This is a genomic window from Streptomyces sp. NPDC052721 (genome assembly GCF_040678315.1).
Lineage (GTDB): Bacteria > Actinomycetota > Actinomycetes > Streptomycetales > Streptomycetaceae > Streptomyces.
Genome location: NZ_JBFATL010000045.1, coordinates 25,257 through 51,842 on the forward strand (window position 1 = coordinate 25,257; position 26,586 = coordinate 51,842).

The 26,586-nt window shown below is 73.5% G+C and carries 15 protein-coding genes; 4 read left to right on the top strand and 11 right to left on the bottom strand.

The features are described from left to right. Positions 1 to 2: 2 nt before the first annotated feature. A complete protein-coding gene (locus AB0L21_RS32415; RefSeq protein ID WP_365706847.1) occupies positions 3 to 2,312 on the bottom strand; it encodes an ATP-dependent DNA helicase UvrD2 in 2,310 nt (769 codons plus the stop codon). 113 nt (positions 2,313 to 2,425) lie between these two features. Between AB0L21_RS32415 and AB0L21_RS32420 the strand changes: the two genes are divergently transcribed. After that, a complete protein-coding gene (locus tag AB0L21_RS32420) occupies positions 2,426 to 2,668 on the top strand; it encodes a mycoredoxin (RefSeq protein WP_365706845.1) in 243 nt (80 codons plus the stop codon). A 64-nt stretch (positions 2,669 to 2,732) separates the two neighbouring features. On the opposite strand, the gene nudC is transcribed toward AB0L21_RS32420, so the two are convergent. The 5 genes from nudC to AB0L21_RS32445 form a co-directional block, all read right to left on the bottom strand. Then, positions 2,733 to 3,677 (bottom strand): NAD(+) diphosphatase, encoded by a 945-nt coding sequence (gene nudC / locus AB0L21_RS32425; protein WP_364865969.1) that lies wholly within the window; start codon positions 3,675 to 3,677, stop codon positions 2,733 to 2,735. Positions 3,678 to 3,840: 163 nt separating this feature from the next. Next, on the bottom strand, positions 3,841 to 5,244 hold the full coding sequence (locus AB0L21_RS32430; protein ID WP_365706843.1) for a dipeptidase: 1,404 nt from the start codon (positions 5,242 to 5,244) through the stop codon (positions 3,841 to 3,843). Between the two features lie 53 nt (positions 5,245 to 5,297). Beyond that, positions 5,298 to 8,873 carry a UvrD-helicase domain-containing protein gene (locus AB0L21_RS32435; protein WP_365787996.1) on the bottom strand — a complete coding sequence of 1,192 codons (3,576 nt, stop codon included), beginning with the start codon at positions 8,871 to 8,873 and terminating at the stop codon, positions 5,298 to 5,300. Positions 8,874 to 8,985: 112 nt separating this feature from the next. Further along, positions 8,986 to 12,507, bottom strand: coding sequence for a UvrD-helicase domain-containing protein (locus AB0L21_RS32440; RefSeq protein WP_365787997.1), 3,522 nt, complete (start codon positions 12,505 to 12,507; stop codon positions 8,986 to 8,988). A 252-nt stretch (positions 12,508 to 12,759) separates the two neighbouring features. Continuing rightward, a complete protein-coding gene (locus AB0L21_RS32445; protein WP_365706837.1) occupies positions 12,760 to 13,167 on the bottom strand; it encodes an MGMT family protein in 408 nt (135 codons plus the stop codon). A gap of 186 nt (positions 13,168 to 13,353) precedes the next feature. On the opposite strand from AB0L21_RS32445, the gene AB0L21_RS32450 reads away from it, so the two are divergent. The 3 genes from AB0L21_RS32450 (at position 13,354) to AB0L21_RS32460 (ending at position 19,656) form a co-directional block, all read left to right on the top strand. Further along, positions 13,354 to 16,317: a lysylphosphatidylglycerol synthase domain-containing protein gene (locus AB0L21_RS32450; protein WP_365787998.1), complete on the top strand. Its 2,964-nt coding sequence runs from the start codon at positions 13,354 to 13,356 to the stop codon at positions 16,315 to 16,317. 97 nt (positions 16,318 to 16,414) lie between these two features. Further along, entirely contained in the window at positions 16,415 to 17,959 is a 1,545-nt protein-coding gene (locus tag AB0L21_RS32455; protein ID WP_365787999.1) for an alpha/beta hydrolase, read from the top strand. A gap of 149 nt (positions 17,960 to 18,108) precedes the next feature. Next, positions 18,109 to 19,656 carry an alpha/beta hydrolase gene (locus tag AB0L21_RS32460; protein ID WP_365788000.1) on the top strand — a complete coding sequence of 516 codons (1,548 nt, stop codon included), beginning with the start codon at positions 18,109 to 18,111 and terminating at the stop codon, positions 19,654 to 19,656. Between the two features lie 65 nt (positions 19,657 to 19,721). On the opposite strand, the gene moeZ is transcribed toward AB0L21_RS32460, so the two are convergent. The 5 genes from moeZ to AB0L21_RS32485 form a co-directional block, all read right to left on the bottom strand. Then, positions 19,722 to 20,900 carry an adenylyltransferase/sulfurtransferase MoeZ gene (moeZ, locus tag AB0L21_RS32465; protein WP_356344913.1) on the bottom strand — a complete coding sequence of 393 codons (1,179 nt, stop codon included), beginning with the start codon at positions 20,898 to 20,900 and terminating at the stop codon, positions 19,722 to 19,724. A 63-nt stretch (positions 20,901 to 20,963) separates the two neighbouring features. Further along, positions 20,964 to 21,713, bottom strand: coding sequence for a spherulation-specific family 4 protein (locus tag AB0L21_RS32470; protein ID WP_365788001.1), 750 nt, complete (start codon positions 21,711 to 21,713; stop codon positions 20,964 to 20,966). Continuing rightward, positions 21,701 to 22,660, bottom strand: coding sequence for an NAD-dependent epimerase/dehydratase family protein (locus tag AB0L21_RS32475; protein ID WP_365706827.1), 960 nt, complete (start codon positions 22,658 to 22,660; stop codon positions 21,701 to 21,703). Before AB0L21_RS32475 ends, AB0L21_RS32470 begins: the two co-directional genes overlap by 13 nt. A gap of 176 nt (positions 22,661 to 22,836) precedes the next feature. Further along, on the bottom strand, positions 22,837 to 24,351 hold the full coding sequence (locus AB0L21_RS32480; RefSeq protein ID WP_365788011.1) for a hypothetical protein: 1,515 nt from the start codon (positions 24,349 to 24,351) through the stop codon (positions 22,837 to 22,839). A 230-nt stretch (positions 24,352 to 24,581) separates the two neighbouring features. Further along, positions 24,582 to 26,405 carry a DUF3492 domain-containing protein gene (locus tag AB0L21_RS32485; RefSeq protein ID WP_365788002.1) on the bottom strand — a complete coding sequence of 608 codons (1,824 nt, stop codon included), beginning with the start codon at positions 26,403 to 26,405 and terminating at the stop codon, positions 24,582 to 24,584. Between the last annotated feature and the right edge of the window lie 181 nt (positions 26,406 to 26,586).

The following is a 26,586-nucleotide window of genomic DNA, read 5'->3' on the forward strand; positions in this document are numbered from 1 at the left end:
CATCAGTCGCTGCCGTCGTCTTCACCGGGTTCCTGACCTGCGCAGATGGCCAGAACGTCGGCTCCGTAGCTGCGCAGCTTGCGGTTCAGGACGCCGGGGATGCGGGCCAGTTCGGCGGGGCTCTCCGGGCACGCCTCCGCGATGGCCATCAGCGTCCGGTCGGTGAAGACGCAGAAGTCCGGCTGCCCGCTGCGCTCTGCCTGCACCCCGCGCCACTCCCGGAGCCGCTCGTAGAGCCCTTCGTCCATGTCCGAGGGGCAGTCCTCGCAGCGCATCAGCTTCATCTCGCCCGCGTCGGTGAGCGTGCGGCCGCAGACCCGGCAGCGGGCGGGGGTCCGCTGGGTGCGCCGGGGGGTGACGGCGGTGCTCGCGACGGTCCCGCGTTCGACGCCCGCGCCCGTGCCGGCGCCGGCGTGGCCGACGGTGGGGGTGGTGCCGGGGCGCAGCCCGTCGAGGAAGCGGCTGGGCCGGCGGTTGGGACGGCCGCCGGGTGAGCGGGACAGGGCCCAGGACAGATGGAGGCGTTCCCGGGCGCGGGTCACGCCGACGTAGAGCAGTCGGCGTTCCTCCTCGATCTGCTCGTCGGTGCGGGCGTAGGTGATGGGCAGCATGCCTTCGGCGATGCCGACCAGGAAGACGACGTCCCACTCCAGGCCCTTGGCGGCGTGCAGGGAGGCCAGGGTGACGCCCTGGACGGTGGGGGCGTGCTGTGCGTTGGCGCGTTCGTCCAGTTCCGCCACGAAGTCGGCGAGGGTGACTCCGGGTCTGGCCGCGGCGAGGTCGTGGGCGAGGTTGACCAGGGCGGCCAGGGATTCCCAGCGCTCTCTGACGGCGCCGGAGCCGGCCGGGGGTTCGCTGGTCCAGCCCTCGCCGGAGAGGACGGCGCGCACCTGGGAGGGCAGGTCCACGACGTCGTCGAGGAGGGAGTCGTTGCCGCCGAAGCGGGCGGCGCCGCGCAGGGCGATGCCGGCCTTGCGGACCTCGGGCCGGTCGAAGAAGCGCTCGGCGCCGCGCAGCTGGTAGGGCACCCCGGCGTCGGCGAGCGCCTGTTCGTAGGTCTCGGACTGGGAGTTGGTGCGGAACAGGACGGCGATCTCGGCGGCCGGGACGCCCGCGTCGATCAGCTCGCGGATACGGCGGGCGGCGCCTTCGGCCTCGGCGGGTTCGTCGGTGTACTCGGTGTAGACGGGTTCGGGTCCCGCGGGGCGCTGGGAGACGAGTTCCAGCCGGTGGCCCGCGGCGCGGCCCCGGGCCTGGGCGAGCAGGCCGTTGGCGAGGTGGACGATCTGGGGGCTGGAGCGGTAGTCGCGGACCAGTTTGACGACGGTGGCGCCGGGGTGGCGGACGCGGAAGTCGAGCAGGTGGTCGGGCGTTGCTCCCGTGAACGAGTAGATGGTCTGGCTGGCGTCACCGACGACGCACAGGTTGTCGCGGTCGCCGAGCCACAGGTCCAGCAGCCGCTGCTGGAGGGGGCTGACGTCCTGGTATTCGTCCACGACGAAGTGCTGGTACTGCGCGCGGACCTGTTCGGCGATGTCGTGCCGGTCCTGGAGGACGGCGACGGTGAGCAGCAGGACGTCCTCGAAGTCGATGACCGCGCGGTCGCGCTTGAGGTCCTCGTAGGCGGCGTAGAGGTGGGCGATCTCGGCCGGGTCGCGGGGGGCCTCGCGGCCGGCCTTCGCAGCCGCGTACGGGTAGTCGGCGGGGACGGTCTGGGTGACCTTGGACCATTCGATCTCGGCGGTCACGTCCCGCAGCTCGTTGCGGTCGAGCCGGGTGCCGAGGGCAGCGGCGGCGTCGGCGACGAGCTGGATCTTGCGGTCGACGAGCCGGGGCATGGAGCCACCGATCGCTTTCGGCCAGAAGTACTGGAGCTGGCGCAGGGCGGCGGAGTGGAAGGTGCGGGCCTGGACCCCCTGGGCGCCGAGCTGGCGCAGCCGGCCGCGCATCTCTCCGGCGGCGCGGTTGGTGAAGGTGACGGCGAGCACGCTGGACGGCTGGAGGATGCCGGCGCGCACCCCGTAGGCGATGCGGTGGGTGATCGCCCGGGTCTTGCCGGTTCCCGCTCCGGCCAGCACGCACACCGGACCGTGCAGGGAGGTGGCCACCTCGCGCTGCTCGGGGTCGAGCCCTTCGAGCACCGCGTCGGCCCCGCTCGGCGGAGCCGCGTAGGGAGAGCCACCGGTGCCCTGCGGGAAAAGGGTGGAATGCGTTGCTGCTGTCACACCGCCATGCTGCCAGGTCGCCCGGGACGGCTGTGCCGGTTGTCCACAGGCTGGGGCTCGCAGTCGTACTAATGCGTCAGGCGTCACAGCCGGGAGCGCCTACCGGGACTGGCGGGCCGGTCGCCCGGGAATGGCGGGCCGGTCCCTTACGTTTCCCCCGTGGACGACCTTTTCCGAGCTGCCTGAGGAGCGCGAGAGACATGCAGGGCACTGTGACGATGTACAGCACGACTTGGTGCGGCTACTGCCGGCGGCTGAAGAGCCAGCTGGATCGGGAGGGCATCGCCTACACCGAGATCAACATCGAGCAGGACCCCGAGTCCGCGGCCTTCGTGGAGAAGGCGAACGGCGGAAACCAGACCGTCCCGACCGTGCTCTTCGCGGACGGCTCCACTCTGACGAACCCGTCGCTGGCCCAGGTCAAGCAGAAGCTCGCCGTCTGAGCCCGAGCCGCGCCGAACGGCGGCTCCCGAGTCCGAACCGGCTCGGGGGCCGCCGTTCGCCGTCTCAGACGAAGCTGCGGGTCGGCAGGGGCTTGCCGTACCACATCTCGATCAGGCGGGCCGCGATGGAGATGCCGTAGGGCGGCAGCACCTCGCCGGACTCGAAGGCCGCGTGCAGCTCCTCGCGGGAGAACCAGCGGGCCTCGTGGATCTCGTCCCCGTCGACGTCGATCTCGGTGGAGGTGGCGCGGGCCATGAACCCGAGCATCAGGCTGGACGGGAAGGGCCAGGGCTGGCTGGCGACGTACTCGACCGGGCCGACGGTGACGCCGACCTCCTCGGACACCTCGCGGCGCACCGCCTGCTCGATGGACTCGCCGGGCTCCACGAACCCGGCGAGCGTGGAGAAGCGGCCCTCGGGCCAGTGGACCTGGCGGCCGAGCAGGATGCGGTCGTCCTCGTCGGTGACGGCCATGATCACGGCGGGGTCGGTGCGCGGGTAGTGCTCGGCGCCGCAGGCCGGGCAGCGGCGGATGTGGCCGGCCGCCGCGATGACCGTGCGCTCGCCGCAGCGGGAGCAGAAGCGGTGGGTGCGCTGCCAGTTCTCCAGCCCGACCGCGTGCACCATGAGCCCGACGTCGCGCGGCGACAGCAGCAGGCCGGCCTCTCGCAGCCCCGCCGGGCGCGCGGACTGGTCGATACGGCCGGGCAGCGCGTCCTTCTGGAGTGCGAAGTAGCTGACACCGTCCTCGTCGATGCCGAGGAAGTAGCGGTGCGCCTCGGTGAGCGGGGCCTCGAAGGACGGTGTCATGACGAGTTCGGTCCGGCCGTCCGGGGTCTCGTCGATGAGCACCTGGCCGCCGGAGACCACGAAACAGCGGGTCGTGGGGTGGCTCCACGCCGCCGCGAGCCAGGCCTCGTCCAGCCGGTGGTGGGCGGCGCGGTCGATGCCGCTCGGGGCGGTCAGCGAGATGGGTCGGTCGGCTGTGTGGTCGGTCCAGGTGGTCACGGGTGCTTCCAACTCCCCCAAGGCAGCGGTTCTTTCGGCGGGCGGTTCGGCGGGACGTAGGGCGGGAGGGCACCGGGCCGGGCGCGGCCGGGGCGATGGGACGGTCGGGGCGGTCCCTCCAGTGTGCCCCGCGCGCGGTGCCCTGCCGTACGGCGCCGGCCGGTCAGGGCGCGGTACGCCAGTTCAGGGCCAGGTCACCCCACAGGTAGGCGCTGGTCTCGACGCCCTTGAGGAGGAGGTCCAGCTCCACCTTCTCGTTGGGTGCGTGCCAGCCGTCGGACGGGACGGAGATGCCCAGGAAGAGCACAGGGGCGCCGAGGACTTCCTGGAGGTCGGCGGCGGGTCCGGAGCCGCCCTCCCGGGTGAAGCGGACCGGCCCCTGGAAGGCGCGGCCCATGGCGCGGGCCACGGACTGCAGCGCGGGGTGGTCGAGCGGGGTCAGGCACGGGCGCGTGGCCGAGCCGAAGTCGATCTCGTACCGGATCCCGGCGGGCACCTGCTCGGCGGCCCAGGAGCGGACGGCCTTCTCGATGTGGTCGGGGTCCTGGCCGGCGACCAGCCGGAACGACAGCTTCACCATGGCCGTGGCGGGGATGATCGTCTTGCTGCCGGGGCCCTGGTAGCCGCCGCCTATCCCGTTGACCTCGGCGGTCGGGCGGGCCCAGATGCGCTCCAGGGTCGAGTATCCGGCCTCGCCGTGGAGGGCGGAGGACCTGGCGGTGCGCAGCCAGCGCTCCTCGTCGAAGGGCAGCTCGGCGAACAGCTCGCGCTCGCGGTCGGTCAGCTCGACGATGCCGTCGTAGAAGCCGGGGACCGCCACGCGCGCGTGCTCGTCGTGGAGGGCGGCGACCAGGCGGGCGGCGGCGGTGGCCGGGTTGGGTACGGCGCCGCCGAAGGAACCGGAGTGGATGTCCTGGCCGGGGCCGTACAGCCGGATCTCGCACTCGGCGAGGCCGCGCATGCCGGTGCACACGGTCGGGGTGTCCTCGGACCACATGCCGGTGTCGGAGACGATCACGGCGTCGGCGGCGAGGCGCCCCGCGCGCTCTTCCACCAGGGCCCGGAAGTGCGGGGAGCCGGACTCCTCCTCGCCTTCGATCAGCAGCTTGAGGTTGACGGCCGGCGCGGTGCGGCCGGTCGCGGCGAGGTGGGCGCGGACGCCGAGTGTGTGGAAGAACACCTGGCCCTTGTCGTCGGCCGCCCCGCGCGCGTAGAGGCGGTTCTCGCGGACGACCGGTTCGAAGGGGTCGCTGTCCCAGCCGTCCTCGCGGGCGGCGGGCTGCACGTCGTGGTGACCGTAGACCAGGACCGTGGGCGCCTGCGGGTCGCCGGACGGCCACTCGGCGAAGACGGCGGGGGCACCGGGGGTCTGCCAGACCTCGGCGGTCGGGAAGCCGGTCTCCTTCAGCTTGGCGGCGAGCCAGTCCGCGCTGCGCCGTACGTCGGGAGCGTGGTCGGGCTGGGCCGACACGGACGGGATGCGCAGCCATGCGGCGAGGTCGTCGAGGAAGGCGGCGCGGTGCTGCTCGATGTACGTGCGGACGGCGCTGTCCGGGGTCTGGCTCATGCTCCCGAGCCTATCCGCCCGCGCCGGCATCCTCGGCGGGCGGTTCGTCACACTCAGCTTGCCTCCGGTGTGCGCTCCGTCTCTCCCGTGAGCAGCCGCTCCAGCGCGGCCCGGTCCGGCAGGCCCTCGGGGCGTACGACCTCGCCGCTGCGCACGTACAGGAACGCGGCGGTGACCGACTCGGGCGGTATGCCCTGCTGCTCGGCCCAGGCCAGCCGGTACACGGCGAGCTGGAGCGGGTCGGCGGTGCGGGTGCGGCCCGTCTTCCAGTCGACGATCTCGTACGTCGCCCCGTCGCCGTCGCCGTGCCGGTAGACGGCGTCGATGCGGCCGCGGACTACGCGGCCGGCCAGGGTGAGCTGGAAGGGGGCCTCGACCCGGTACGGGGTGCGCCGGGCGTACTCGGTGCGTTCGAAGGCCTCCTTCAGGGCTTCCAGGTCGCGTTCGTCGGCGATCTCGGCTTCGCCGCCGGGCAGCTCGTCCGGTTCCAGCAGGGGCAGGGTCAGCTCCTCGAAGCGGGTTTCCACCCAGGCGTGGAAACGGGTGCCCCGGCGTGCGGCCGGTTGCGGGGGGCGCGGCATGGGGCGCGCGAGTTCCTGCGCGAGCCCGTCCGGGTCCTCGGCGAGCCGCAGCAGCTGGGTCGCGGTGAGCGTGGTGGGCAGGGGGACCTCGGTGACGGTCTGCCGGGCGCGCAGGAGTTCTCCGGTGAGCGCGGCCAGGTCGCGGTCCCAGGAGGCTGTGGTGCGGGCCTCCTCCGGGGTGAGGGCGGCGGCGGGCTGCGGTTCGACGGCACGGGGACGGTCCTGCGGGGCGGGCGCCTGGTGCGGGACCGTGGGCCGTTCGGCATTCCAGACGTCCTGGTCGACGGGCCGGCCGTCGAAGGGCTCGCCGTCGAACGGGTCGAGGGGCTCGGCGTGGAAGGGGTCGTCGCCGAACGGATCGTCGTGCGGAAGATTGTCCTCATGGGGGAGGTCGGCGTACCGCTCCTCGTCATACGGCCCGCCGCCGTACGGGTCGTCACCGTACGGCGCGTCACCGTACGGCTCGTCGTCCGGTGGCGCGGGCCAGTCCGGGTCTTCGGCCCCGGCGGGGTCGTGCAGGGCCGGCCGGCGCCCGTCGGCCGGCCCGGCGGCGAGGGTGTCCAGGTGGGCGAGGACGGTCTCGGCCGCGGCGCGGCGGCGGGCCAGGGCGGCGGCGTCCAGCGGGAGCGGCCACACCTGGTCGGCGGTGGCCGTGTGCAGGGCCGGGTTCTCCTCGTCCTCGGCGGGCGGGTCCGCCCACACCTCGATCTCGCCGTACCCGGCGGCGCAGTGGTCGTACAGGGCCGTGAGGAAGTCGGACGGACCGCGCGGCTTCTTCTGGCTGGGGCCCCACCAGTGGCCGGAGCCGAGCAGGAGCGAGCGGGGGCGGGTGAAGGTGACGTAGCCGAGGCGGAGTTCCTCGGTGTGCTGGTGCTCCTTCATGGCCTCGTGGAAGGCCTTCATGCCGCGCGAGTCCCAGGAGTGCACGTCGGGCAGGGTGTCGGTGTCGCCGCGCAGGGCGTGCGGCAGCACCTTGGCCTGGGCGGTCCACTTCTCGCGGCCCTGGGCGCTGGGGAAGGTGCCGGTCACGAGTCCGGGGACGGCCACGACGTCCCACTCCAAACCCTTGGACTTGTGCGCGGTGAGCACCTTGACGGTGTTCTCGCCGCCGGGCAGGGCGTTGTCGAGGCCCTTCTCGTACTGGGCGGCGGTGCGCAGGAAGCCGAGGAAGGCCAGCAGGGTGGCCTCGCTGTCGCTCGCGGCGAAGGAGGCGGCGATGTCCAGGAAGTTGGACAGGGTTTCGCGGCGGCGGGCGGCGAGCGCGTGCGGGGACGCCGACAGCTCCACCTCCAGGCCGGTGACGGCGAGGACGCGGTGCAGGACGTCCATCAGCGGGTCGGACAGCGCGCGGCGCAGGTCGCGCAGCTCGGCGGCGAGCCGGGCGAAGCGCACGCGCGCGTCCGGGGAGAACGGCAGCCCGTCGTCGTCGCCCTCCTCCATGGGTGCTTCCAGGAAGGTGTCGAGGGCGTCCGCGAGCGAGATCACCTCGGACGGGTCGACGCCCTCCACGGCCTCGGCGAGCCGGCGGTCCGGGTCGTCGGTGCCGTCCACGCGCGCGTGGGCGACCAGCAGCCGGGCGCGGCGGCCCAGCAGGGCGAGGTCGCGGGGGCCGATGCGCCAGCGCGGTCCGGTCAGCAGGCGGACCAGGGCGGCGTTGGCGCCGGGGTCCTGGAGAACCTCGCAGACGGCGACGAGGTCGGCGATCTCGGGCAGGTGCAGCAGGCCGGAGAGGCCGACGACCTCCACGGGGATGTCGCGGGCGACGAGGGCGCCCTGGATCTCGGCGAAGTCGGTCGCGGTCCGGCACAGTACGGCGATCTCGCCGGGTGGCGTGCCCGTGTGCACGAGGTGGGCGAGGGAGTCGACGATCCAGTCGATCTCCTCGGCGTGGGTGGACAGCAGGGCGCAGCGGACCGTGCCGTCGTACTCGGCGCCCGGGGCCGGGCGCAGGGCCTCCACGCCCGCGTGCAGGGCACGCAGGGGGGCGGCGAGGCCGTTGGCGAGGTCGAGCAGGCGCCCGCCGCTGCGGCGGTTCTCGCTGAGCGCCTGCCGGGTGGCGGGCCTGCCGTCGGCGTGCGCGAAGTGGTCGGGGAAGTCGTCCAGGTTGGCGACGGAGGCGCCGCGCCAGCCGTAGATGGCCTGGCAGGGGTCGCCGACGGCGGTCACCGGGTGGCCGGTGCCGCCGCCGAACAGGCCGGCGAGCAGGACGCGCTGGGCCACGGAGGTGTCCTGGTACTCGTCAAGGAGCACCACGCGGAACTCCTCGCGCAGCAGGCGGCCCACCTCGGGGATGCGGGCGAGGCGGGCCGACAGGGCGATCTGGTCGCCGAAGTCGAGCAGGTCCCGCGCGCGTTTGGCGGCCCGGTAGCGCTGGACGAGTTCGGCGAGTTCCCGGCGGGCCGCGGCGGTCTCCGGGACCTTGCGCAGGTCGGCGTTGGTGAGCTTGGCCCCTTCCAGGGTGCGCAGCAGGCCGGTGTCCCAGGCGCGCAGTTCCTCCGGGTCGACGAGGTGTTCGGCGAGTTCGGAGTCGAGCGCGAGCAGGTCGCTGACGAGGTCGGCGAAGGAGCGGGTCAGTGCCGGGTACGGGCCCGGGGCCTCGCGCAGCACGCGCGCGGCCAGCTGGTAGCGGGTGGCGTCGGCCAGGAGGCGTGAGCTGGGCTCCAGGCCGAGCCGCAGGCCGTGGTCGGTGAGCAGGCGGCCGGCGAAGGAGTGGTACGTCGAGATGACCGGCTCGCCCGGAGGGTTGTCGGGGTCGATGACGTCGGGGTCGGTGACGCCGGCCTTGACCAGCGCCTTGCGGACGCGTTCGGCCAGCTCGCCGGCGGCCTTGTTGGTGAAGGTCAGGCCGAGGACCTGTTCGGGGGCGACCTGTCCGGTGCCCACCAGCCAGACCACGCGGGCCGCCATCACGGTGGTCTTGCCCGACCCGGCGCCGGCCACGATCACCTGCGGGGCGGGCGGCGCGGTGATGCAGGCCGTCTGCTCCGGGGTGAACGGGATGCCGAGGAGCTCCTTGAGCTGCTCGGGGTCGGTGATACGGGCGGGCATGTCGAAAGAGGCTAGCGGTGGGGACTGACAATCGAGACCGGATCGGTCGCTCGGGGCGGAAGAAGCGCAGGTCAGCCCCTGTGGTGCCGTACGTCACCCGCGCCGGGGCACGTCACTCGACCACGTGCCGTCCCTCCGGGCGCGCGCTGCACGATGCCCGGAACGCGCAGTGCGCGCAGTGCTGGCCGGCGCTCGGCGTGAACCGCTCGTCGAGGACCTTTCCGGCGGCGGTGGCCAGCAGCTCGCCGACCCACTCCCCCGTCGGCGGCTCCTGGGTCTGCACCTTGGGCAGGCTGTCGCCCCCGTCACGCTTGGCGGCGCCCTGTCTGAGGTGGACCAGTTCCGCGCCGCCCGGCTCGGGGCGTACACCGTCGAAGGCCGGGTCGACGGCGCCTTCGCGGACGGCGAGCTGGTAGACGGCGAGCTGGGGGTGCCGCTCCACCTCGCCCGCGGTGGGCGCCTGTTTGCCGGTCTTGAAGTCGACCACGTAGGCGCGGCCCTCGGCGTCCGTCTCCACGCGGTCCATCTGGCCGCGGATGCGGACCTGGTAGTCGCCCGCTTCGAGGGTGACGTCGAAGTCGTGCTCGCTCGCCACCGGGGTGCGGCCCGTCCGGTCCAGCACGTGCCAGTTCAGGAAGCGTTCGAGCGCCACGCGCGCGTTCTCCTTCTCCTGCCGCGACTTCCACGGCGCGTCGAAGGCCAGCGCGTTCCACACGGAGTCCAGGCGTTCCATGAGGACGTCGAGGTCGGCGGGGGTGCGGCCGGAGGCGACCTCGTCGGCGAGGACATGGACGACGTTGCCGAAGCCCTGCGCGGTGGTGGCGGGGGCGTCGGCCTTCACCTCGCGGCCCAGGAACCACTGCAGCGCGCAGGTGTTGGCGAGCTGGTCCAGGGCGCTGCCGGAGAGCACCACGGGCTGGTCCCGTTGGCGCAGCGGCACCTTGCTCTCGGTCGGCTCGAACATGCCCCACCAGCGGTAGGGGTGTGCGGACGGCACCAGCGGGCGGCCGTCCTCGTCGGCGAGCGCGGCGAGCCGGGCGAGCCGGCGGGCGGCGGCCTCCCGCAGCGCGGCCGACGCGCGCGGGTCGACCGTGGTCGCGCGCAGCTCGGCGACGAGCGCGGCGACGGACAGCGGCCGGCGGGGGCGGCCGGTGACGTCCCTGGGCTCGACGCCCAGCTCGGTCAGGAACCGGGACGGCTGGTCACCGTCGTCGGCCGGTGCCTTCACCGCGGTGACGACGAGGCGGTCACACGCGCGCGTGGCGGCGACGTAGAACAGGCGGCGCTCCTCGGCGAGCAGCGCGCCCGGGGTGAGCGGCTCGGCGAGTCCGTCACGGCCGATGCGGTCGGCCTCCAGCAGCGAGCCGCGGCGGCGCAGGTCGGGCCAGAGTCCCTCCTGGACGCCGGCGACGACGACCAGCCGCCACTCCAGGCCCTTGGCGCGGTGCGCGGTCATCACGCGGACGGCGTCGGGGCGCACCGCGCGGCGGGCGAGCGTGTCGGCGGCTATGTCCTCGGCCTCGATCTGCTCCAGGAAGTTCAGGGCGCCGCGGCCTCCGAAGCGCTCCTCCGCGCGCGCGGCGGTGGCGAACAGCGCGCACACGGCGTCCAGGTCCCGGTCGGCGTTGCGGCCGGCCGCGCCACCACGCCGGGCGGCCCGTTCCAGGCGTCCGGGCCACGGTGTGCCCTGCCACAGGTCCCACAGCGCCTCCTCGGCCGTACCGCCGCCGGCGAGGCGTTCGCGGGCCTTGCGGAGCAGCGCGCCGAGGCGCTGCGCTCCGCGCGCGTACGCCGGGTCGTGCACGGCCAGGCGCTCGGGCTCGGCGAGCGCCCGCGCGAGCAGCTCGTCGGACGGGGGCGGCAGCGGGTTCCCCGCGGCCCGTTCCTCCTCGCGCAGGGCGCGCCCGAGGCGGCGCAGGTCGGCGGCGTCCATGCCGGCGAGCGGGGAGGTGAGCAGGGTGAGAGCGGTTTCGGTGTCCAGCCAGGAGGAGTCCTGGGCCGGTTCCGCGGGGGCTTCGGTGCGTTCTTCGGCAGCGTCGGTGCCTTCTCCGGCGCCCTTGGCGCGTTCTCCGGCGCCTTCGGTGCGTTCTCCGGTGCCTTCGGTGCCTTCTCCGGCGGCATCGGTGTCGTCTCCGGCGGCTTCGGCGCCTTCTCCGACGGCATCGGTGTCGTCTCCGGCGGTTTCTTCACCAGCCGGTTCGCCCTCCTGCGAGCCCCCGGCCGACTCCTCGTCCCGGTGTCGCGCCTCGGCCGTGGCCACCGCGCGGAGGGCCGTGAGCAGCGGTGCGACCGCGGGCTCGTGCCGCAGGGGCAGCTCGTCGCCGTCGATGTCCAGGGGGACGCCGGCCGCGGTGAGGGACCGGCGGAGGGTCGGGAGGCGGGAGCCCGCACGTACCAGGACGGCCATGTCGCTCCAGGGGACGCCGTCCTCCAGGTGCGCGCGGCGCAGGATGTCCGCGATGTTGTCCACTTCCGCGCCGGGCGTCGGATACGTGTGGACCTCGACCCGGCCGCCGTCCCGTACGGCGGCCGGCTCCCGGTGGGCGCGAACCGTGTCGGCGGGCAGCCGGGACAGCGGCATGCGCTGGGTGATCAGGCGGGTCGCGGCCAGCAGCGCGGCGCCGGAGCGGCGCGAGGTGCGCAGTACCGCCACGGGGGCGGGACGGCCGTCCGCGCGCCGGAAGGCGGCCGGGAAGTCGAGGATGCCGTTCACGTCGGCACCCCGGAAGGCGTAGATCGACTGGTCGGGGTCGCCGAAGGCGACCAGGGTGCGTCCTCCGCCGGCCAGGGCGCGCAGCAGCCGGACCTGGGCGGGGTCGGTGTCCTGGTACTCGTCGACGTACACGGCGTCGTACTGGGCCGCGAGCCGTGCGGCGGTCTCCGGGCGGCGGGCGATGAGGACCGCGCGGTGGACCAGTTCCGCGTAGTCGATCACGCCCTGGAGGTCGAGGGTGTCGAGGTACTCGGCGAGGAACGCGGCCGCCGCCTGCCAGTCGGGGCGCCCGATGCGGCGCGCGAAGGCGTCCAGGGCGGCCGGACCGAGGCCCAGTTCGCGGCTGCGGGCGAGGACGGCGCGGACCTCGTCGGCGAAGCCGCGCGTGGTCAGGCAGGCGCGCAGTTCGTCCGGCCAGCGCACATGGGTCAGGCCGAGCCGCTCCAGCTCGGGCTGGCCGGCGAGCAGCTCGCGGACGGCGACGTCCTGCTCGGGGCCGGAGAGCAGGCGCAGCGGCTCGGTGAACCGGTCGCTGTCCTGGTGGGCGCGGACCAGGGCGTAGCAGTAGGAATGGAATGTGGTCGCCCTGGGGGCGCGGGCGGCGCCCATGCGCAGGGCCATGCGGTCGCGCAGGTCGACGGCGGCCTTGCGGCTGAACGTGAGCACCAGGATCCGCTCGGGGTCGCCGCCCCGGGCGATCCGGGCGGCCACGGACTCGACCAGCGTGGTGGTCTTGCCGGTGCCGGGACCGGCGAGGACGAGGAGCGGTCCGGTCCGGTGGTCAACCACGGCACGCTGCGCCGCGTCCGGATGAGGGGGGTTCACGACGGCCGGAGGGGTACGGACCAGTCGGTAAGCGCCACGGCTCCCCTGCCGCACCGGTGGGTGCGGCGGGCGCCTGGTGGAGGAAGAGGAGCTCACGTGATGTGCCGGTCCTGGTGGTCGTACTGGCGGGCAGGCGGTCACGCGCGAGGCGGTGGCCGCGGGACGGGGGGACACGTGCTGCCGACGCTACGCCGCCGCTCCGGACGGAAGCAGGGCTTCTGCTTCTTCCCTCGCGGCGCCGGTCACGCCTGTCCCACATCTCACGAACGTACGGCATGCCACGGACGTCCCCCATGTCACCCGAACGGGCCACAGGCCCTCCGCGGCGGCATCCGATGGCGGAAGCTGTCAGGTGTGACCCTCCGCACCCGCGCCGCCGTCCCATCGGGCCCGTCGCATGTCGAGCCGCGGCAGATGGCCCTCGGTGCTGCTGCCCGCCTGCTTCAGCGGCGTGCCCTCCGCGCGGTAGTGGTCGAGCGCGCGCAGTTCGTGTCCGGGCAGCAGCACGCCGTCGGCGCGTACGACCCGCCACCACGGGACCGTGCCGCCGTAGAGGGCCATCACCCGGCCGACCTGGCGCGGCCCGCCCTCCTCCAGCCACTCCGCGACATCGCCGTAGGTCATGACCCGGCCCGGCGGAATCCGCTCGGCGACCTCCAGGACCCGCTCGGCGTAGTCCGGCAGGGCGTCCGCGTACCCCGGCAGGGCGTCCGCGCACTCCGCGCGGGCGTCTTCGGGAGGGCTCTGCTCGCTCATCCACCCCATCCTGCCGCACCCCGCCGACGTTCCGGCGGGGGCCGTGAGGAACGGTCCTCTCGCCCCCGCGCGGTCCTTGGGGCAGACTGTGCGCCCGCGCATCCGCACCCTGATGCCCGTGAGTGTCGGTGGGGCATGCCACCATCGTGCGGGCGGTGACTGGTGATACGAGACCAAGAAGAGACCATGAAGGAGCAGGGCGTGCACCCCGAAGGAGCGGCGGGCACCCCTGACGCCTCCGCGCGCCCCGGTCCCACCCGCGCGGACGACGGCGGCACCGGCGCGCAGCAGGAAGACACCGGTCCGCAGGCCCAGAAGGGCACCGGTCCGCGCGCGCAGGACGACGCTGGTCAGCGCGAGCAGGAAGACACCGGTCCGCACCAGGACGGCGGGACGCGCGCGCGGGAAGACGCCCCCGATACGGACGAAAGCGAGCGCACGCGCGCGCGTGGCGACGGCGGAGCTGATGCTGCCGCCGAGGGGCCGCCCGTCCCCGAGGTGACGCACGTCCCCGGGACCACGCCCCCGGACCACCGTCCGTGCGCCGACGACGACCCCCACGCCGAGCAGGTCGAACGCGACGAACCACTGCTTCCCGCGCGCGTGCACCGCCCCTCCGACCTGATGCGGCTCCTGGTGGGCCTGCTGGGCATCGTGGTGCTGCTCGCCATCGCCGCGTTCGCGCACGGCACCACCTCGGGTCTCGAACAGGACATCAACAAGGGCACCGGGCAGGCCCCGGACCTGCTGATCAAGATCGCGGGGCTGGCGTCCAGCATCGCGATCCTGCTGGTGCCGGTCGCGTTCGCGATCGAACGGCTGATCAAACGGGACGGGCTGCGCATCGCCGACGGCGTCCTCGCGGCCGTCCTGGCGCACGGAGTGACGCTCGCCACCGACCTGTGGGTCGCCCGGGCCGCCCCGGACTCGATCCAGGAGGCGCTCACCCAGCCGTCACCGGGCGACATCCACGCCCTGACCGACCCGGTGCACGGCTATCTGGCGCCCGTCATCGCCTACATGACGGCCGTCGGCATGTCCCGCAGACCAAGATGGCGCGCGGTGCTGTGGATCGTGCTGCTGCTCGACGCGTTCTCGATGCTGGTCACCGGCTACACGACCCCCTTCTCGATCATCCTGACGGTACTGATCGGCTGGACCATCGCCTACGGCACCCTGTACGCGGTCGGCTCCCCCAATGTCCGCCCGACCGGCCAGACCCTGATGGCGGGCCTGAGGCACGTGGGCTTCCATCCCGTCAGCGCGGCCCGTGAGGAGGCCGTGGAGACGGAGAACGGCGACCGGGGCCGGCGCTACTTCGTCACCCTGGAGGACGGCCCGCCGCTGGACGTCACGGTCGTCGACCGGGAGCAGCAGGCGCAGGGCTTCTTCTACCGCGCCTGGCGCAATCTCACCCTGCGCGGCTTCGCCACCCGCTCCAGCCTCCAGTCGCTGCGCCAGGCACTGGAGCAGGAGGCGCTGCTGGCGTACGCGGCGATCGCGGCGGGCGCCAACGCGCCCAAGCTGATCGCCACCTCCGAACTCGGCCCGGACGCGGTCATGCTCGTCTACGAGCACACCGGCGGGAGCACCCTGGACTCGCTGGCCGACGAGGACATCACCGACGAGCTGCTGCGCAACACCTGGCACCAGGTGCGGGCGCTGCAGTCCCGGCGCATCGCGCACCGGAGGCTGGCCGGAGACGCGATTCTGGTGGATCGTTCCGGCAGGGTCATCCTCACCGAACTGCGCGGCGGCGAGATCGCGGCGGGCGATCTGCTGCTGCGCATGGACGTCGCCCAGCTGGTCACCACGCTCGGCCTGCGGGTCGGTGCCGAGCGGGCGGTGGCCTCGGCGGTCGGGGTGCTCGGCCCGGACGCGGTCGCCGACTGTCTGCCGATGCTCCAGCCGATCGCGCTGACGCGCTCCACGCGCGCGACGCTGCGCCGACTGGCCCGGGAGCGGGCCCAGCGCGAGCGGGAAGCGGTGCTCGAAGCCTCCCGGCAGGCGAAGCTGGCCCGTCTGGAGGAGGCGTCCGAGACGGCCCCGCCCGGGCTCGAAAAGCCCGACAAGAAGGCGGTCCGCGCCGAGCAGCGCGCGGAGAAGCGGGCCATCGACGAAGCCCTCGAAGAGGCCCGCGAGGAGGATCTGCTCACCCAGATCCGGCACCAGGTACTGCGGATCAGGCCCCAGGCGCCCGTGGAACCGGCCCGCCTGGAGCGAATCCGGCCGCGCACCCTGATCAGCTTCATCGCCGGTGCGATCGGCGCGTACTACCTGCTGACGCAGCTCACCCACATCGAGTTCGGCACGCTGTTCGCGCAGGCCCAGTGGGGCTGGGTGGCCGCCGCGGTGCTGTTCTCCGCGCTCAGCTACGTCGCCGCCGCGATGGCCCTGCTGGGCTTCGTACCGGAACGGGTGCCGTTCCCGCGGACCGTGGCGGCGCAGGTCGCCGGGTCGTTCGTGAAGATCGTGGCGCCGGCCGCCGTCGGCGGTGTGGCCCTCAACACGCGCTTCCTGCAACGCGCCGGCGTACGCCCGGGCCTCGCGGTGGCGAGCGTCGGCGCCTCGCAGCTGTTCGGGCTCGGCTGCCACATCCTGATGCTGCTGTCCTTCGGCTATCTCACCGGCACCGAGAAGACACCGTCGCTGTCGCCGTCCCGCACGGTCATCGCCGGTCTGCTGACCGTGGCCGTCCTGGTCCTCGTGGTCACCTCGGTGCCGTTCCTGCGGAAGTTCGTCGTCACGCGCGTGAGGTCGCTGTTCGCCGGTGTCGTACCGCGGATGCTCGACGTGCTGCAGCGGCCCCAGAAACTCATCACCGGCATCGGCGGCATGCTGCTGCTGACCGCCTGCTTCGTGATGTGCCTGGACGCCTCCATCCGGGCCTTCGGCGACGGATCGGTGTCGCTGAGCATCGCCAGCGTCGCCGTCGTCTTCCTCGCCGGCAACGCGCTCGGCTCCGCGGCGCCCACCCCCGGCGGCGTGGGCGCGGTCGAGGCGACCCTCACCGTCGGCCTCATCGCCGTAGGCCTGCCCAAGGAGGTCGCCGCGCCGGCCGTCCTGCTGTTCCGGCTGCTGACCCTGTGGCTGCCGGTGCTGCCGGGCTGGCTGGCCTTCAACCACCTCACCCGCAAGGGAGCGCTCTGAGGGAGCCTGACCAGGGGCGGTCCCGGCCCCACAGGTGATGTACCTCGTACGGCCCGCGTCCCGCGCGCCCCGGAGTGCGCGCCCCCACGATGGGAGTATGGCGAACCCGTTCCGGCTGCGCGCCGCCGCGCTGACGACCACCGCTGTGCTGCTCTCCGCTGTGCTGGCCGGATGCGGCGACAGCGGCAAGGACGGGGATCTCACGGCGCAGAAGCTGGACTGGAAGGACTGCCCAGCCCCCTCCGAGGCGGAGGGCGGCGGCAGTCCTCCCTCGCCGCTGCCGAACGGCGGGGAGTGGCAGTGCGCGACCATGAAAGCGCCACTGGACTGGAGCAAGCCGAAGGGCGACACCATCGGCATCGCCCTGATCCGCGCCCAGGCCAGTGGGCCCGCGAGCAGGCGGATCGGCTCGCTCGTGTTCAACTTCGGCGGCCCGGGCGGCAGCGGCGTGACCACGCTGCCCGCGTTCGGCGCGGACTACGCGGACCTGCGCACCCGCTACGACCTGGTCAGCTTCGATCCGCGCGGGGTCGGCCGCAGCGCCCCGGTGGAATGCGAAAGCGACGCCCAGCTGGACGAGTACTTCCAGCAGGACGCGACCCCGGACGACCGCACCGAACAGGTCCAGCTCCTGAAACGCACCAAGCAGTTCAACGCGGCCTGCGAGAAGAACTCCAAGACGATCCTGCCGCATGTGCGCACCACGGACGCGGCCCGCGACATGGACCTGATGCGCCAGGTCCTCGGCGACGGCAAACTGCACTACTTCGGCATCTCCTACGGCACCGAACTCGGCGGTGTCTACGCCCACCTGTTCCCGAAGCGGGTGGGCAGGCTGGTCCTCGACGCGGTCGTCGACCCCACGCAGACCCCGGAGCAGAGCGCGCTCGGACAGGCCAGGGGCTTCCAGCTGGCGCTCGACAACTTCGCGAAGGACTGCACCTCGAAGACCGAGGAGTGCCCGATCGGCAGCACCGAGCAGGAGGTGAAGGACCGCATCGCGAAACTCCTCGCCGACCTGGAGAAGAAGCCGATCCCGGGCATCTTCCCGCGTCAGCTGACGCAGACCGCCGCCACCAACGGCATCGCGCAGTCGCTGTACTCGAAGGACTTCTGGGAGTACCTCACCGAGGGGCTGGAGCAGGCGTACGACGGCGACGGCAAGGTCCTCATGCTGCTCTCCGACTCGATGAACGGCCGCAGCGAGAACGGCGAGTACAGCAACCTCACCGCGGCGAACACCGCCATCAACTGCTCCGACGAGAAGCCCCGTTACACCCCGGACGACGTCCAGCGGAAGCTGCCCGAGTTCCGCGCCGCCTCCCCGCTGTTCGGGGACTACCTGGCCTGGGGCATGGTCAGCTGCACGAACTGGGCGGTGCCGGGCGCCGCCGACCATCCCGACGTCAGCGCACCGGGGGCGGCACCCATCCTGGTCGTCGGCAACACCGGCGACCCGGCCACCCCCTACGAGGGCGCGCGGAAGATGGTGGAAGCGCTCGGCAAGGGCGTCGGCATCGAGCTGACGTACAAGGGCCAGGGGCACGGCGCCTACGACAGCAAGAACAAGTGCGTGCAGAGCGCGGTGAACGGCTACCTGCTGGACGGGAAGACACCGAAGGCCAACACGGTCTGCTCCTGACAGACCCCCGACGACAGCAGACCCTCACAGCAGGCGAAACAGCAGGTCAGAGAGTTATCCACAGGCTCCAGCAGGCCGAGCCCCGGGCGCCTACCATGGCCTGAACGCCCGGCGCGGCACGATGCGGCGGGCCTGTCAGGGGGGTGCGCATGGTGCGATTCCTGCGGTGGACGGCCGCGCTGGCGGCAGGGCTGCTGCTGGCCGGGTGCGGCGGTTCGTCGGGCGGGGGCGGGAACAAGGACGAGGGCAAGGGAGCCGGTTCGGCTCCGCGCTCCACGGCCGCGCCGGCGCCGACCGCCCTTCCGGCTTCCCTCACCTCCCAGCGCCTCGACTGGCGCCGCTGCAAGGCCACCGGGACCTCGTCCGCGCCGAGCGACGCCTGGCGGTGCGCGACGCTCAAGGTGCCGCTGGACTGGACCCGGCCGGACGGCAGGACGATCGGGCTCGCCCTCGTCCGCGCGCGGGCGACCGGCGGTGACCGCATCGGCTCGCTGCTGTTCAACTTCGGCGGCCCGGGCGGCTCGGGCGTGTCGACGATGCCGTACTTCGAGGCCTCCGTCTCCGCCCTCCACGAGCGCTACGACCTGGTCAGCTGGGACCCCCGAGGGGTCGGCGCGAGCGGCGGCGTCCGCTGCCGCGGCGACCGGGAGATCCAGGCCGCCGAGTCCGTGGACGCCACACCGGACACCCCGGCCGAGGAGAAGGCGTACCTCCAGGACGCCACCGACTTCGGCAAAGGCTGCCAGAAGGCCGCCGGCCCGCTGCTGGCGCATGTGTCCACCACCGACACCGCCCGCGACATGGATCTGATGCGCCAGGTCCTCGGCGACGGCAAACTGCACTACTTCGGCATCTCCTACGGCACCGAACTCGGCGGTGTCTACGCCCACCTGTTCCCGAAGCGGGTGGGCAGGCTGGTCCTCGACGCGGTGGTCGACCCGACCGCGGACACGGTGGGCCACGCCGAGAACCAGGCACGCGGCTTCCAGCGGGCCTTGGACGCCTATCTCAAGTCCACCGGCCAGGACCCCGAACAGGGCTCCCGGAGGGTGGCCGGCCTGCTGGCACGGATCGACGCCGAGCCGCTGCCGACGCCGTCCGGCCGGAAGCTCACCCAGACGCTCGCGGTCACCGGGATCGTCCTGCCGCTGTACAGCGAGTCGATGTGGCCGAGGCTGACCGACGCCCTGAAGTCGGCGGAGCGGGGCGACGGTTCGGGGCTTCTGCAGCTCGCCGACGAGTACAACGACCGGGACGCCTCGGGCCGCTACGGCACCACGACCCACTCCCAGCGAGTCATATCGTGCTTGGACGACAAACAGCGGCCCACGCTCGCCGAGACCAAGCGGCGATTGGCGGAGTTCGAGCGGATCTCACCGGTGTTCGGGGACTTCCTGGGCTGGGACACGGCGGGCTGGTGCCACGACTGGCCGGTGCCGGGCCAGTACGACACTCCGGAGGTCAGCGCGCCGGGCGCGGCACCGATCCTGCTGGTCGGCAACACCGGGGACCCGGCCACCCCGTACGAGGGCGCCCGAAGAATGGCCGACGAACTGGGCCGGGGCGTGGGCGTCGAACTCACCTGGAAGGGCGAGGGACATGGGGCGTACGGCAACGGGAGCGACTGCGTCGACTCGACGGTGGACGCCTACCTGCTGAACGGGACGGTGCCGAAGGACGGCAAGGTCTGCTCCTGACGCGGACGGGGGCTCCGGGCGCCGTACGCACCCGAAGCCCCCGCCACGCACACCGGGGAACCGGCTCAGTAGACCGGCTTCTCCGGCTCGATCTGGTTGACCCAGCCGATGACGCCGCCGCCGACGTGGACGGCGTCGGAGAAGCCCGCGGACTTCAGGACCGCGAGGACTTCCGCACTGCGGACACCCGTCTTGCAGTGCAGGACGATCTTCTTGTCCTGCGGGAGGCCTTCCAGGGCGGTGCCCATGAGGAACTCGTTCTTCGGGATCAGCTTGGCGCCCGGGATGGAGACGATCTCGTACTCGTTCGGCTCGCGGACGTCGATGATCTCGATGTTCTCGCCGTCGTCGATCCACTCCTTGAGCTGCTTCGGAGTGATCGTGGAGTCGGCCGCCGCGGCCTGGGCCTCCTCGGAGACGACGCCGCAGAACGCCTCGTAGTCGATGAGCTCGGTGACGGTCGGGTTCTCGCCGCAGACCGCGCAGTTGGGGTCCTTGCGGACCTTGACCTGGCGGTACTGCATCTCCAGGGCGTCGTAGATCATCAGCCGGCCGACCAGCGGCTCACCGGTGCCGGTGAGGACCTTGATCGCCTCGGTGACCTGGATGGAGCCGATGGACGCGCACAGCACGCCCAGGACGCCGCCCTCGGCGCAGGAGGGGACCATGCCGGGGGGCGGAGGCTCCGGGTAGAGGCAGCGGTAGCAGGGGCCGTGCTCGGACCAGAACACCGAGGCCTGGCCGTCGAAGCGGTAGATGGAACCCCACACGTACGGCTTGTTGAGCAGCACGCACGCGTCGTTGACCAGGTAGCGGGTCGCGAAGTTGTCGGTGCCGTCGACGATCAGGTCGTACTGGCTGAAGATGTCCATCACGTTGTCGGCTTCGAGCCGCTCCTCGTGAAGGATCACGTTCACGTACGGGTTGATGCCCTTGACGCTGTCGCGCGCGGACTCGGCCTTGGAACGGCCGATGTCGGACTGGCTGTGAATGATCTGACGCTGCAGGTTCGACTCGTCGACCTCGTCGAACTCCACGATGCCGAGGGTGCCGACGCCCGCGGCGGCCAGGTACATCAGCGCCGGCGAGCCCAGGCCGCCGGCGCCCACACAGAGCACCTTGGCGTTCTTCAGCCGCTTCTGCCCGTCCATGCCCACGTCGGGGATGATCAGGTGGCGGGAGTACCTGCGGACCTCGTCTACGGTGAGCTCAGGAGCTGGCTCGACCAGGGGTGGCAGCGACACGGGGACTCCGTTGGTCGGTCAATCACTACAGTTGTTCTCCTCGTAACACTGCCACGGCCTTCTTCATTCCGAGACACCCGTTCCGACACGCGAGACGATGTCGTCCCAGTAGCCGGGCATGGTCTCCCAGGGGTCCACGCGACCGTCCCTGTCCGTGCGGTCCGTGAAGTAGATCGTGGCCGCCCCCTGCCAGCGGGCTATCCGCAGCGCCTCGTCCAGGTGACCGCGGGGCACACCGTGCACGAAGTGGCAGAAGCGGTCCGCCGGGTAGTCGGCGGTCCACTCGGCCGCCTGCGACCAGCGGTAGTCGGACCAGGGGCCGCAGAAGGTCACCAGCTGGTCGGCGTTCTCGGCGTAGCCGGGGTGCGGGTGGCGGCCGTGGCCGAGCACGATGTGGGCGGTATCACTGATCGCCCGGAGCGTGGTGATCGCGCGACGGACCTCGGGGAGCGCGGTGCGCTCGGTGGGGCAGCGGTCCAGCAGGAAGCCGTCGACGTCGTACCAGTCGAGGTGGCGGTGGGCGTCGGAGAGCAGGTCGCCGAAGGCGCGGGCGCCGTAGGTGACGTCCAGGTGGCCCAGAACTCGGACGCCCGCGGTGCGCAGCCGGCCCACGGCTTCCAGGCAGTGCGGGTCGGGACGGGTGCCGGGGCCGGCGGTGAAGTCGAGGACCACCCAGTCCAGCGGGGTGCCGGGGCGGGCGAGTTCCGCCCACTGGGCCGGGGCGACGAGCGGGTGGGCGAAGCCGGGGATGCCGAGGGTGGTGCGCACGCCGGTGCCGGTGGCGCCCGCTGTGGTGCTCGTCAGATGCGGCATGCCGCCTCCATCCAGATGTCGGCCAGGGATTCTTCGAGGTTGATGCGGGGCCGCCAGCCGAGCCGGTCGCGCGCGGTGCGCACATCGGCCTGCTGCCAGCTGCCGCAGCCGTCCGGGTACGGGTACGCCACCGGGACCGCGTGCTCGGAGTCGGAGCGGGGGTGCCCGATGACACTGCGCAGCGGCCCGGGCGGGGAGTCGAGCTCATGGAGAGCGCCGCCGTATCCGGCCACGCGCGCGAGGACGGCGGCGGCGTCTCTGAGGCGGACGGCGCGGCCGGAGCCGATGTTGATCACGCCCTGCGCGGCGGAGAGCGAGGCGGCGTGCACGGCCCGGGCGACATCGCGGACGTCGACGAAGTCGCGCTGGACGCCGAGGCCGCCGAGCTTGAGTTCGCCGTCGCCGGACTGCATGGCGCGGCGCATGGCTTCCGCGAGCCGGCCCAGCGGGGAGCCGGCCGGGGTGCCGGGGCCGGCCGGTGAGAAGACCCGCAGCACGACGGCGTCCAGTCCGGAGCCGAGGACCAGTTCGGTCGCGGCGAGCTTGCTGACGCCGTACGGGCCGCCGGGGCGCGGTACGGCGTCCTCGGCCGTGGAGGAACCGGGCTGGCTGGGGCCGTACTCGGAACCGCAGCCGATCTGCACCAGGCGGGCACCGCAGCCGCTGCGGCGCAGGGCCTCGCAGACGGTGGCCACGGCGACCGTGTTGTGCCGGGTGAGGTCGCGGGCGCCCCCGCGCGTGGCGCCGGCGCAGTTGATGACGACTCCGGGGTGGACCGCGTCGAGGAAGCGGGTGAGCGCGCCCGGGCTGCCGGTGGCGAGATCGAAGCGGACGTCGGCGTCGTCGCCGCGGCCGAGCGCGGTGAGCTGGACGGCCGGGTCGGCGAGCAGACGGTCGGCGACGAAGCGGCCGATGTATCCGTTGGCTCCGATCAGCAGGACCCTCATCGGACGGCTCCCGGGGTGTGCGCGCCGGTGGTACCGGCCGTCTCGACGGCTCCTTCGGCTGCGCCGGGCGCTCCGGCGGTTCCGGACGCTCCGGGTCGGGAGGTGGTCATCTGGTGTTCTCCTTCAGTGGGGTCGTGCGGTTGCCTCCGGCGGTGCGTCGGGCCGGGGCGGAAGGTTCAGTCGGGTGCTCCCGTCGGCGCGTGGGCCGAGGCCTGGGTGAGGGTGCGGCCGGCGTGCCAGAGCAGGGCCAGGGCCGCGGTGCCGCAGGCGAGGGCCGGTACGACGGCCTCGCCCCAGGCGCCGACGAGGGTCTCGACGGGGGTCGCGAGGAAGGCGCAGCCGGGCAGCCGGCCGGCCAGCGGCAGCGCCAGGGCCGCCGTCTCCGTGGCCACGGCGGCGCCCAGCGCCAGGGCGGCGGCGTGCCGGTGGCGGTGCACGGTGAGCAGGCGGGCGAGCAGGAGCAGGGCGCCCAGGGTGAGCGCCTGCGGGTAGGCCGCGGGCGCGTGCAGGAGGGCGCCGCAGAGCGCGACCAGTGCGGCGAGGGCGCCCAGGAACAGGGCGAGCACGCCGAGCAGCAGGGGTCTCGCGGCTGCCGTGAAGTCCTCCAGGTCCCGGCTGCGGGCGAGCCTGCGGCGGGCGCCGGCGGCGAGGAGGTGGGCGGACCAGGCCGCCGGGGCGCAGGCCAGCAGGAGGGCCAGGACGGGCGCGGTGGCCGTGGGCCAGGGGCCGTCCGGAGCCGCGGTGGGCGGGCCGTCGGGGCCGCCCGTCAGGACGGCGTGGAGGAGGCCGTCGCCGGCGAGGGCGTACCCGAGCAGCCAGAGCGTCCACGCGCGCGTGCCGGCCGTCGTGCCGCCCCCCGCGCGCGTGCCGGGCGGGCCGGCGAGCGGGCCGTGACGCAGTGCCGCGCGCGTGGCGAGGAGGACGGCGAGGAGGCCGCCGAGTGCGACCAGTTGGCGGGGGTGTCCCTGGGCGAGGCGCAGTCCGGTCACCGTGGCCGCGCCGAGCACTCCGGGCAGGAGGCCGAGCAGGACCCAGCCGACGCGGACGCGGGGCACCGACAGGGGCTCGGGCCCCGGGGGTGGCGCGGCGGTGCGCGGTACGCGCGCGTACAGCTCTTCGGCGAGCGAGAAGACGTCACGGTGCCGGAAGCGGGCGGCGGTGCGGTCGGTGACGCCGTGCGCCTCCAGCCCCGCGGCGATCTCCAACGGATCCACGGCCCGCTCGCACAGTTCCCGGTGCCGGTGCAGCAGGGCTTTCACCGGGTCGACGGACCCACGGCGGGGCGCGGGGGCCCGCCGCCGTCGGGCGCTCGCGCCTGCCTTCGCATCCGGTGCGGGGCGGGGGTCCTGCGGCGTGGGGGTGGGATGGGGGGCGTGTGGGGTCAGTACGGGCGGGGTGCTGGCAGTTTGCGCGGGGGACAGTCCCAGGAGGTCGGCCGACGGTCTCGACTCGCGCCCGGACACCTCCCCAGCGGTACCGGCCGACGGGCGGGAGTCGTGCGGGGCGGGCTCTTCACCGGGACCGGTCGCGGAGTTGAGCGCGCGTCGACCCCTCTGGTCAGTCGCGTCGGATGTGTCGTGCGCGGCGGCCGAAGGCACCCCGGCGGCGGCCGTCCCGGCGGCCTGCGTCAAAGGCACCCCGGCAGCGGTCGTCCCGACGTCCTCTGCCAAAGGCACCCCGACAGCGGCCATCCCGGCGACCTCTGCCAAAGGCACCCCGCCTACGACGTCGTCGGGCACGCCCGCCAGCCACTCCCCCGGTCGCGCGCCCCACGGATCGGCTCCGCTCGGCATCCCCGGCCGGTCCGCTTCGGTCGGCTCGCTCCAGCCCAGCGTGTCGCCGCCCCTGACGGAGTCGCCATCACCCGGCTCACCCGCCGGGCCAGTGACCAGCCCATCCGTCGGACGAGCATCCAGCTCGCTCATCGGGCTCCCTTCGTCGCCGGCGGGGTGGCTCGGACCGGGGTGTTCGTGGCCCAGGCGGGGATGCCGCGGGGGAGGAAGCGGGGTGTGGGGCCGGTCCAGTGGCCGGGGACGTGGGACTCGGCGGGGGCGGCGAACGGCAAGGGCTCGCCGGACTCGTCCAGGACCACCCGGCGGACCGGGCAGTGGGAGACGATCTCCAGGTAAATGCCGTGAAATGCCGCGATGTTCTGCTCGACGGTGAACAGTTCGAGCGCCCGGGCGCGCGCGGCGGCACCGAGGCGCTCACGGCGCTCGGGGTCGCGCAGCAGCGCCAGGCACGCCTCGGCGAGCGCCCTGGGGTTGCGCGGGGGCACGACCAGTCCCGTGCCGCCGATGACCTCCACCACCGCGCCCACGTCCGTGGACACGGTGGCCCGGCCGCAGAACATGGCCTCGACGAGGCTGATCGGGAAGCCCTCCACGACGCTGGACAGGACGACGACCGCGCCGGCGGCGTACGCGTCGGGCAGCGTCGGGACGTCAGGGGCGCCGATCTCATCGAAGGAGACGGGGTTGTCGCCGACGGCGTGCGCGCCCTCCGCCTCGTCCGGGAACAGCTGCGCGGCGAGCACCCGGCAGTGGCCCAGGTACGCCTCGCCCTCGGAGCCGGAGGGCGCGCCGACGATGCGCAGACGCGCCCCGGGCTCCTCCTTGCGCACCTGCGTGAAGGCGTGCAGCAGCGACACCAGGTCCTTGGCGGGGTCCACGCGCCCCACCCAGACCAGGGTGTGCGGGTCGGCGCGGTCCGGGGACTCGCCGACCTCCGTGAACCGGTCGGCCGCCATGCCGGGGTACACCGTGCGGATCCGGGCGCGGTCGGCGCCGCACCGTTCCTGCCAGCGGCGGGCGTGGGCGTTGCCCGGGGTGAGGATCTCGGCCCCCCGGTAGACCTCGGCGGCGAGCCGGCCGTGGAAGGCGCCGAGCAGGGCGCGTACGGCGGGTGCTGCGGCCTCGGGGCCGAGGGCCAGGTAGTGCGAGCGGAGCTGCACGCCGTATTCGGTGACCAGCAGCGGTACGCCGGAGAAGTGCCGGGCGAGGAGTCCGCAGAGGGCGGCGGGGCCGCCCGAGGTGGCGTGGCAGACGTCGCCCGCGCCGAGGCCGTCGTCGCCGTACCAGTCGAGGGAGAGGGGGCGCAGGGCGCGTTCGATGTGGGCGGCGACGGTGAGCAGATCGGATACGCGCGCCTCGCGCGCCGTGCGCAGCGCGCGAGGGGCGCGACAGGCGCGTTCCAGCGCGCGCACGGCCGCGTCGGAGCGCAGGGCGCCGACGAGGCCGCCCTCCTCGCGGGCGAGTTCGGCGAGCGCGTACAGGGCACTGCCGAAACGGTCCGCCAGATCGGCGGAGGCGTCCTGCGACCGAGGGTCCGACGCCCGCCCAGATCCGACCCCGGGTCCGATGCTTCCTTGGTCCTCAGCCCCGGCCCCGGCGCCCCCGACGCGCACAACCCCGGCCCCGTCACCCCCTGCGCCCTCGGCCCAGCCCCCGTCGGGCCCGGCGCACACCGCCGCCACCAGCTCGCCGTAGCACTCGGCGAAGCGTCGGCGTGCGCGTCGCCCGTACGCGATCCCGTCGTCCTCGGCCGTCCACAGCGGTGCTGTGCGCACCCGGCTGACCTGCGGTGGGAGCGGGACGCAGCCCTCGGCTTCCTGGTGCCGGCCGCGGCTGAGCGCGTAGACGTCGAACTCGTGCTGGTCGAGTCCGCGCACGAGCCGGTCGCACCAGAGCATGGCGTCACCGCTCACATAGGGGTAGCCACCCTCGGTAAGCAGTCCCACGCGCACGTGTGCACCCCCGATCTCCCGTCTGGGGAGCCGCCGTTGTTCTGGCGGCTCGCAGCGGGACGAACGTAAGGGGACAAGGCGGTGGTGGGGGGGGGGGGGGGGGGGGGGGCCGACAACCAGGGGGGGGGTAGGTGTGTTTTTGGGGGGGGGGGGGGGGGTGGGCGGGGGGGGAGGAGGAGAG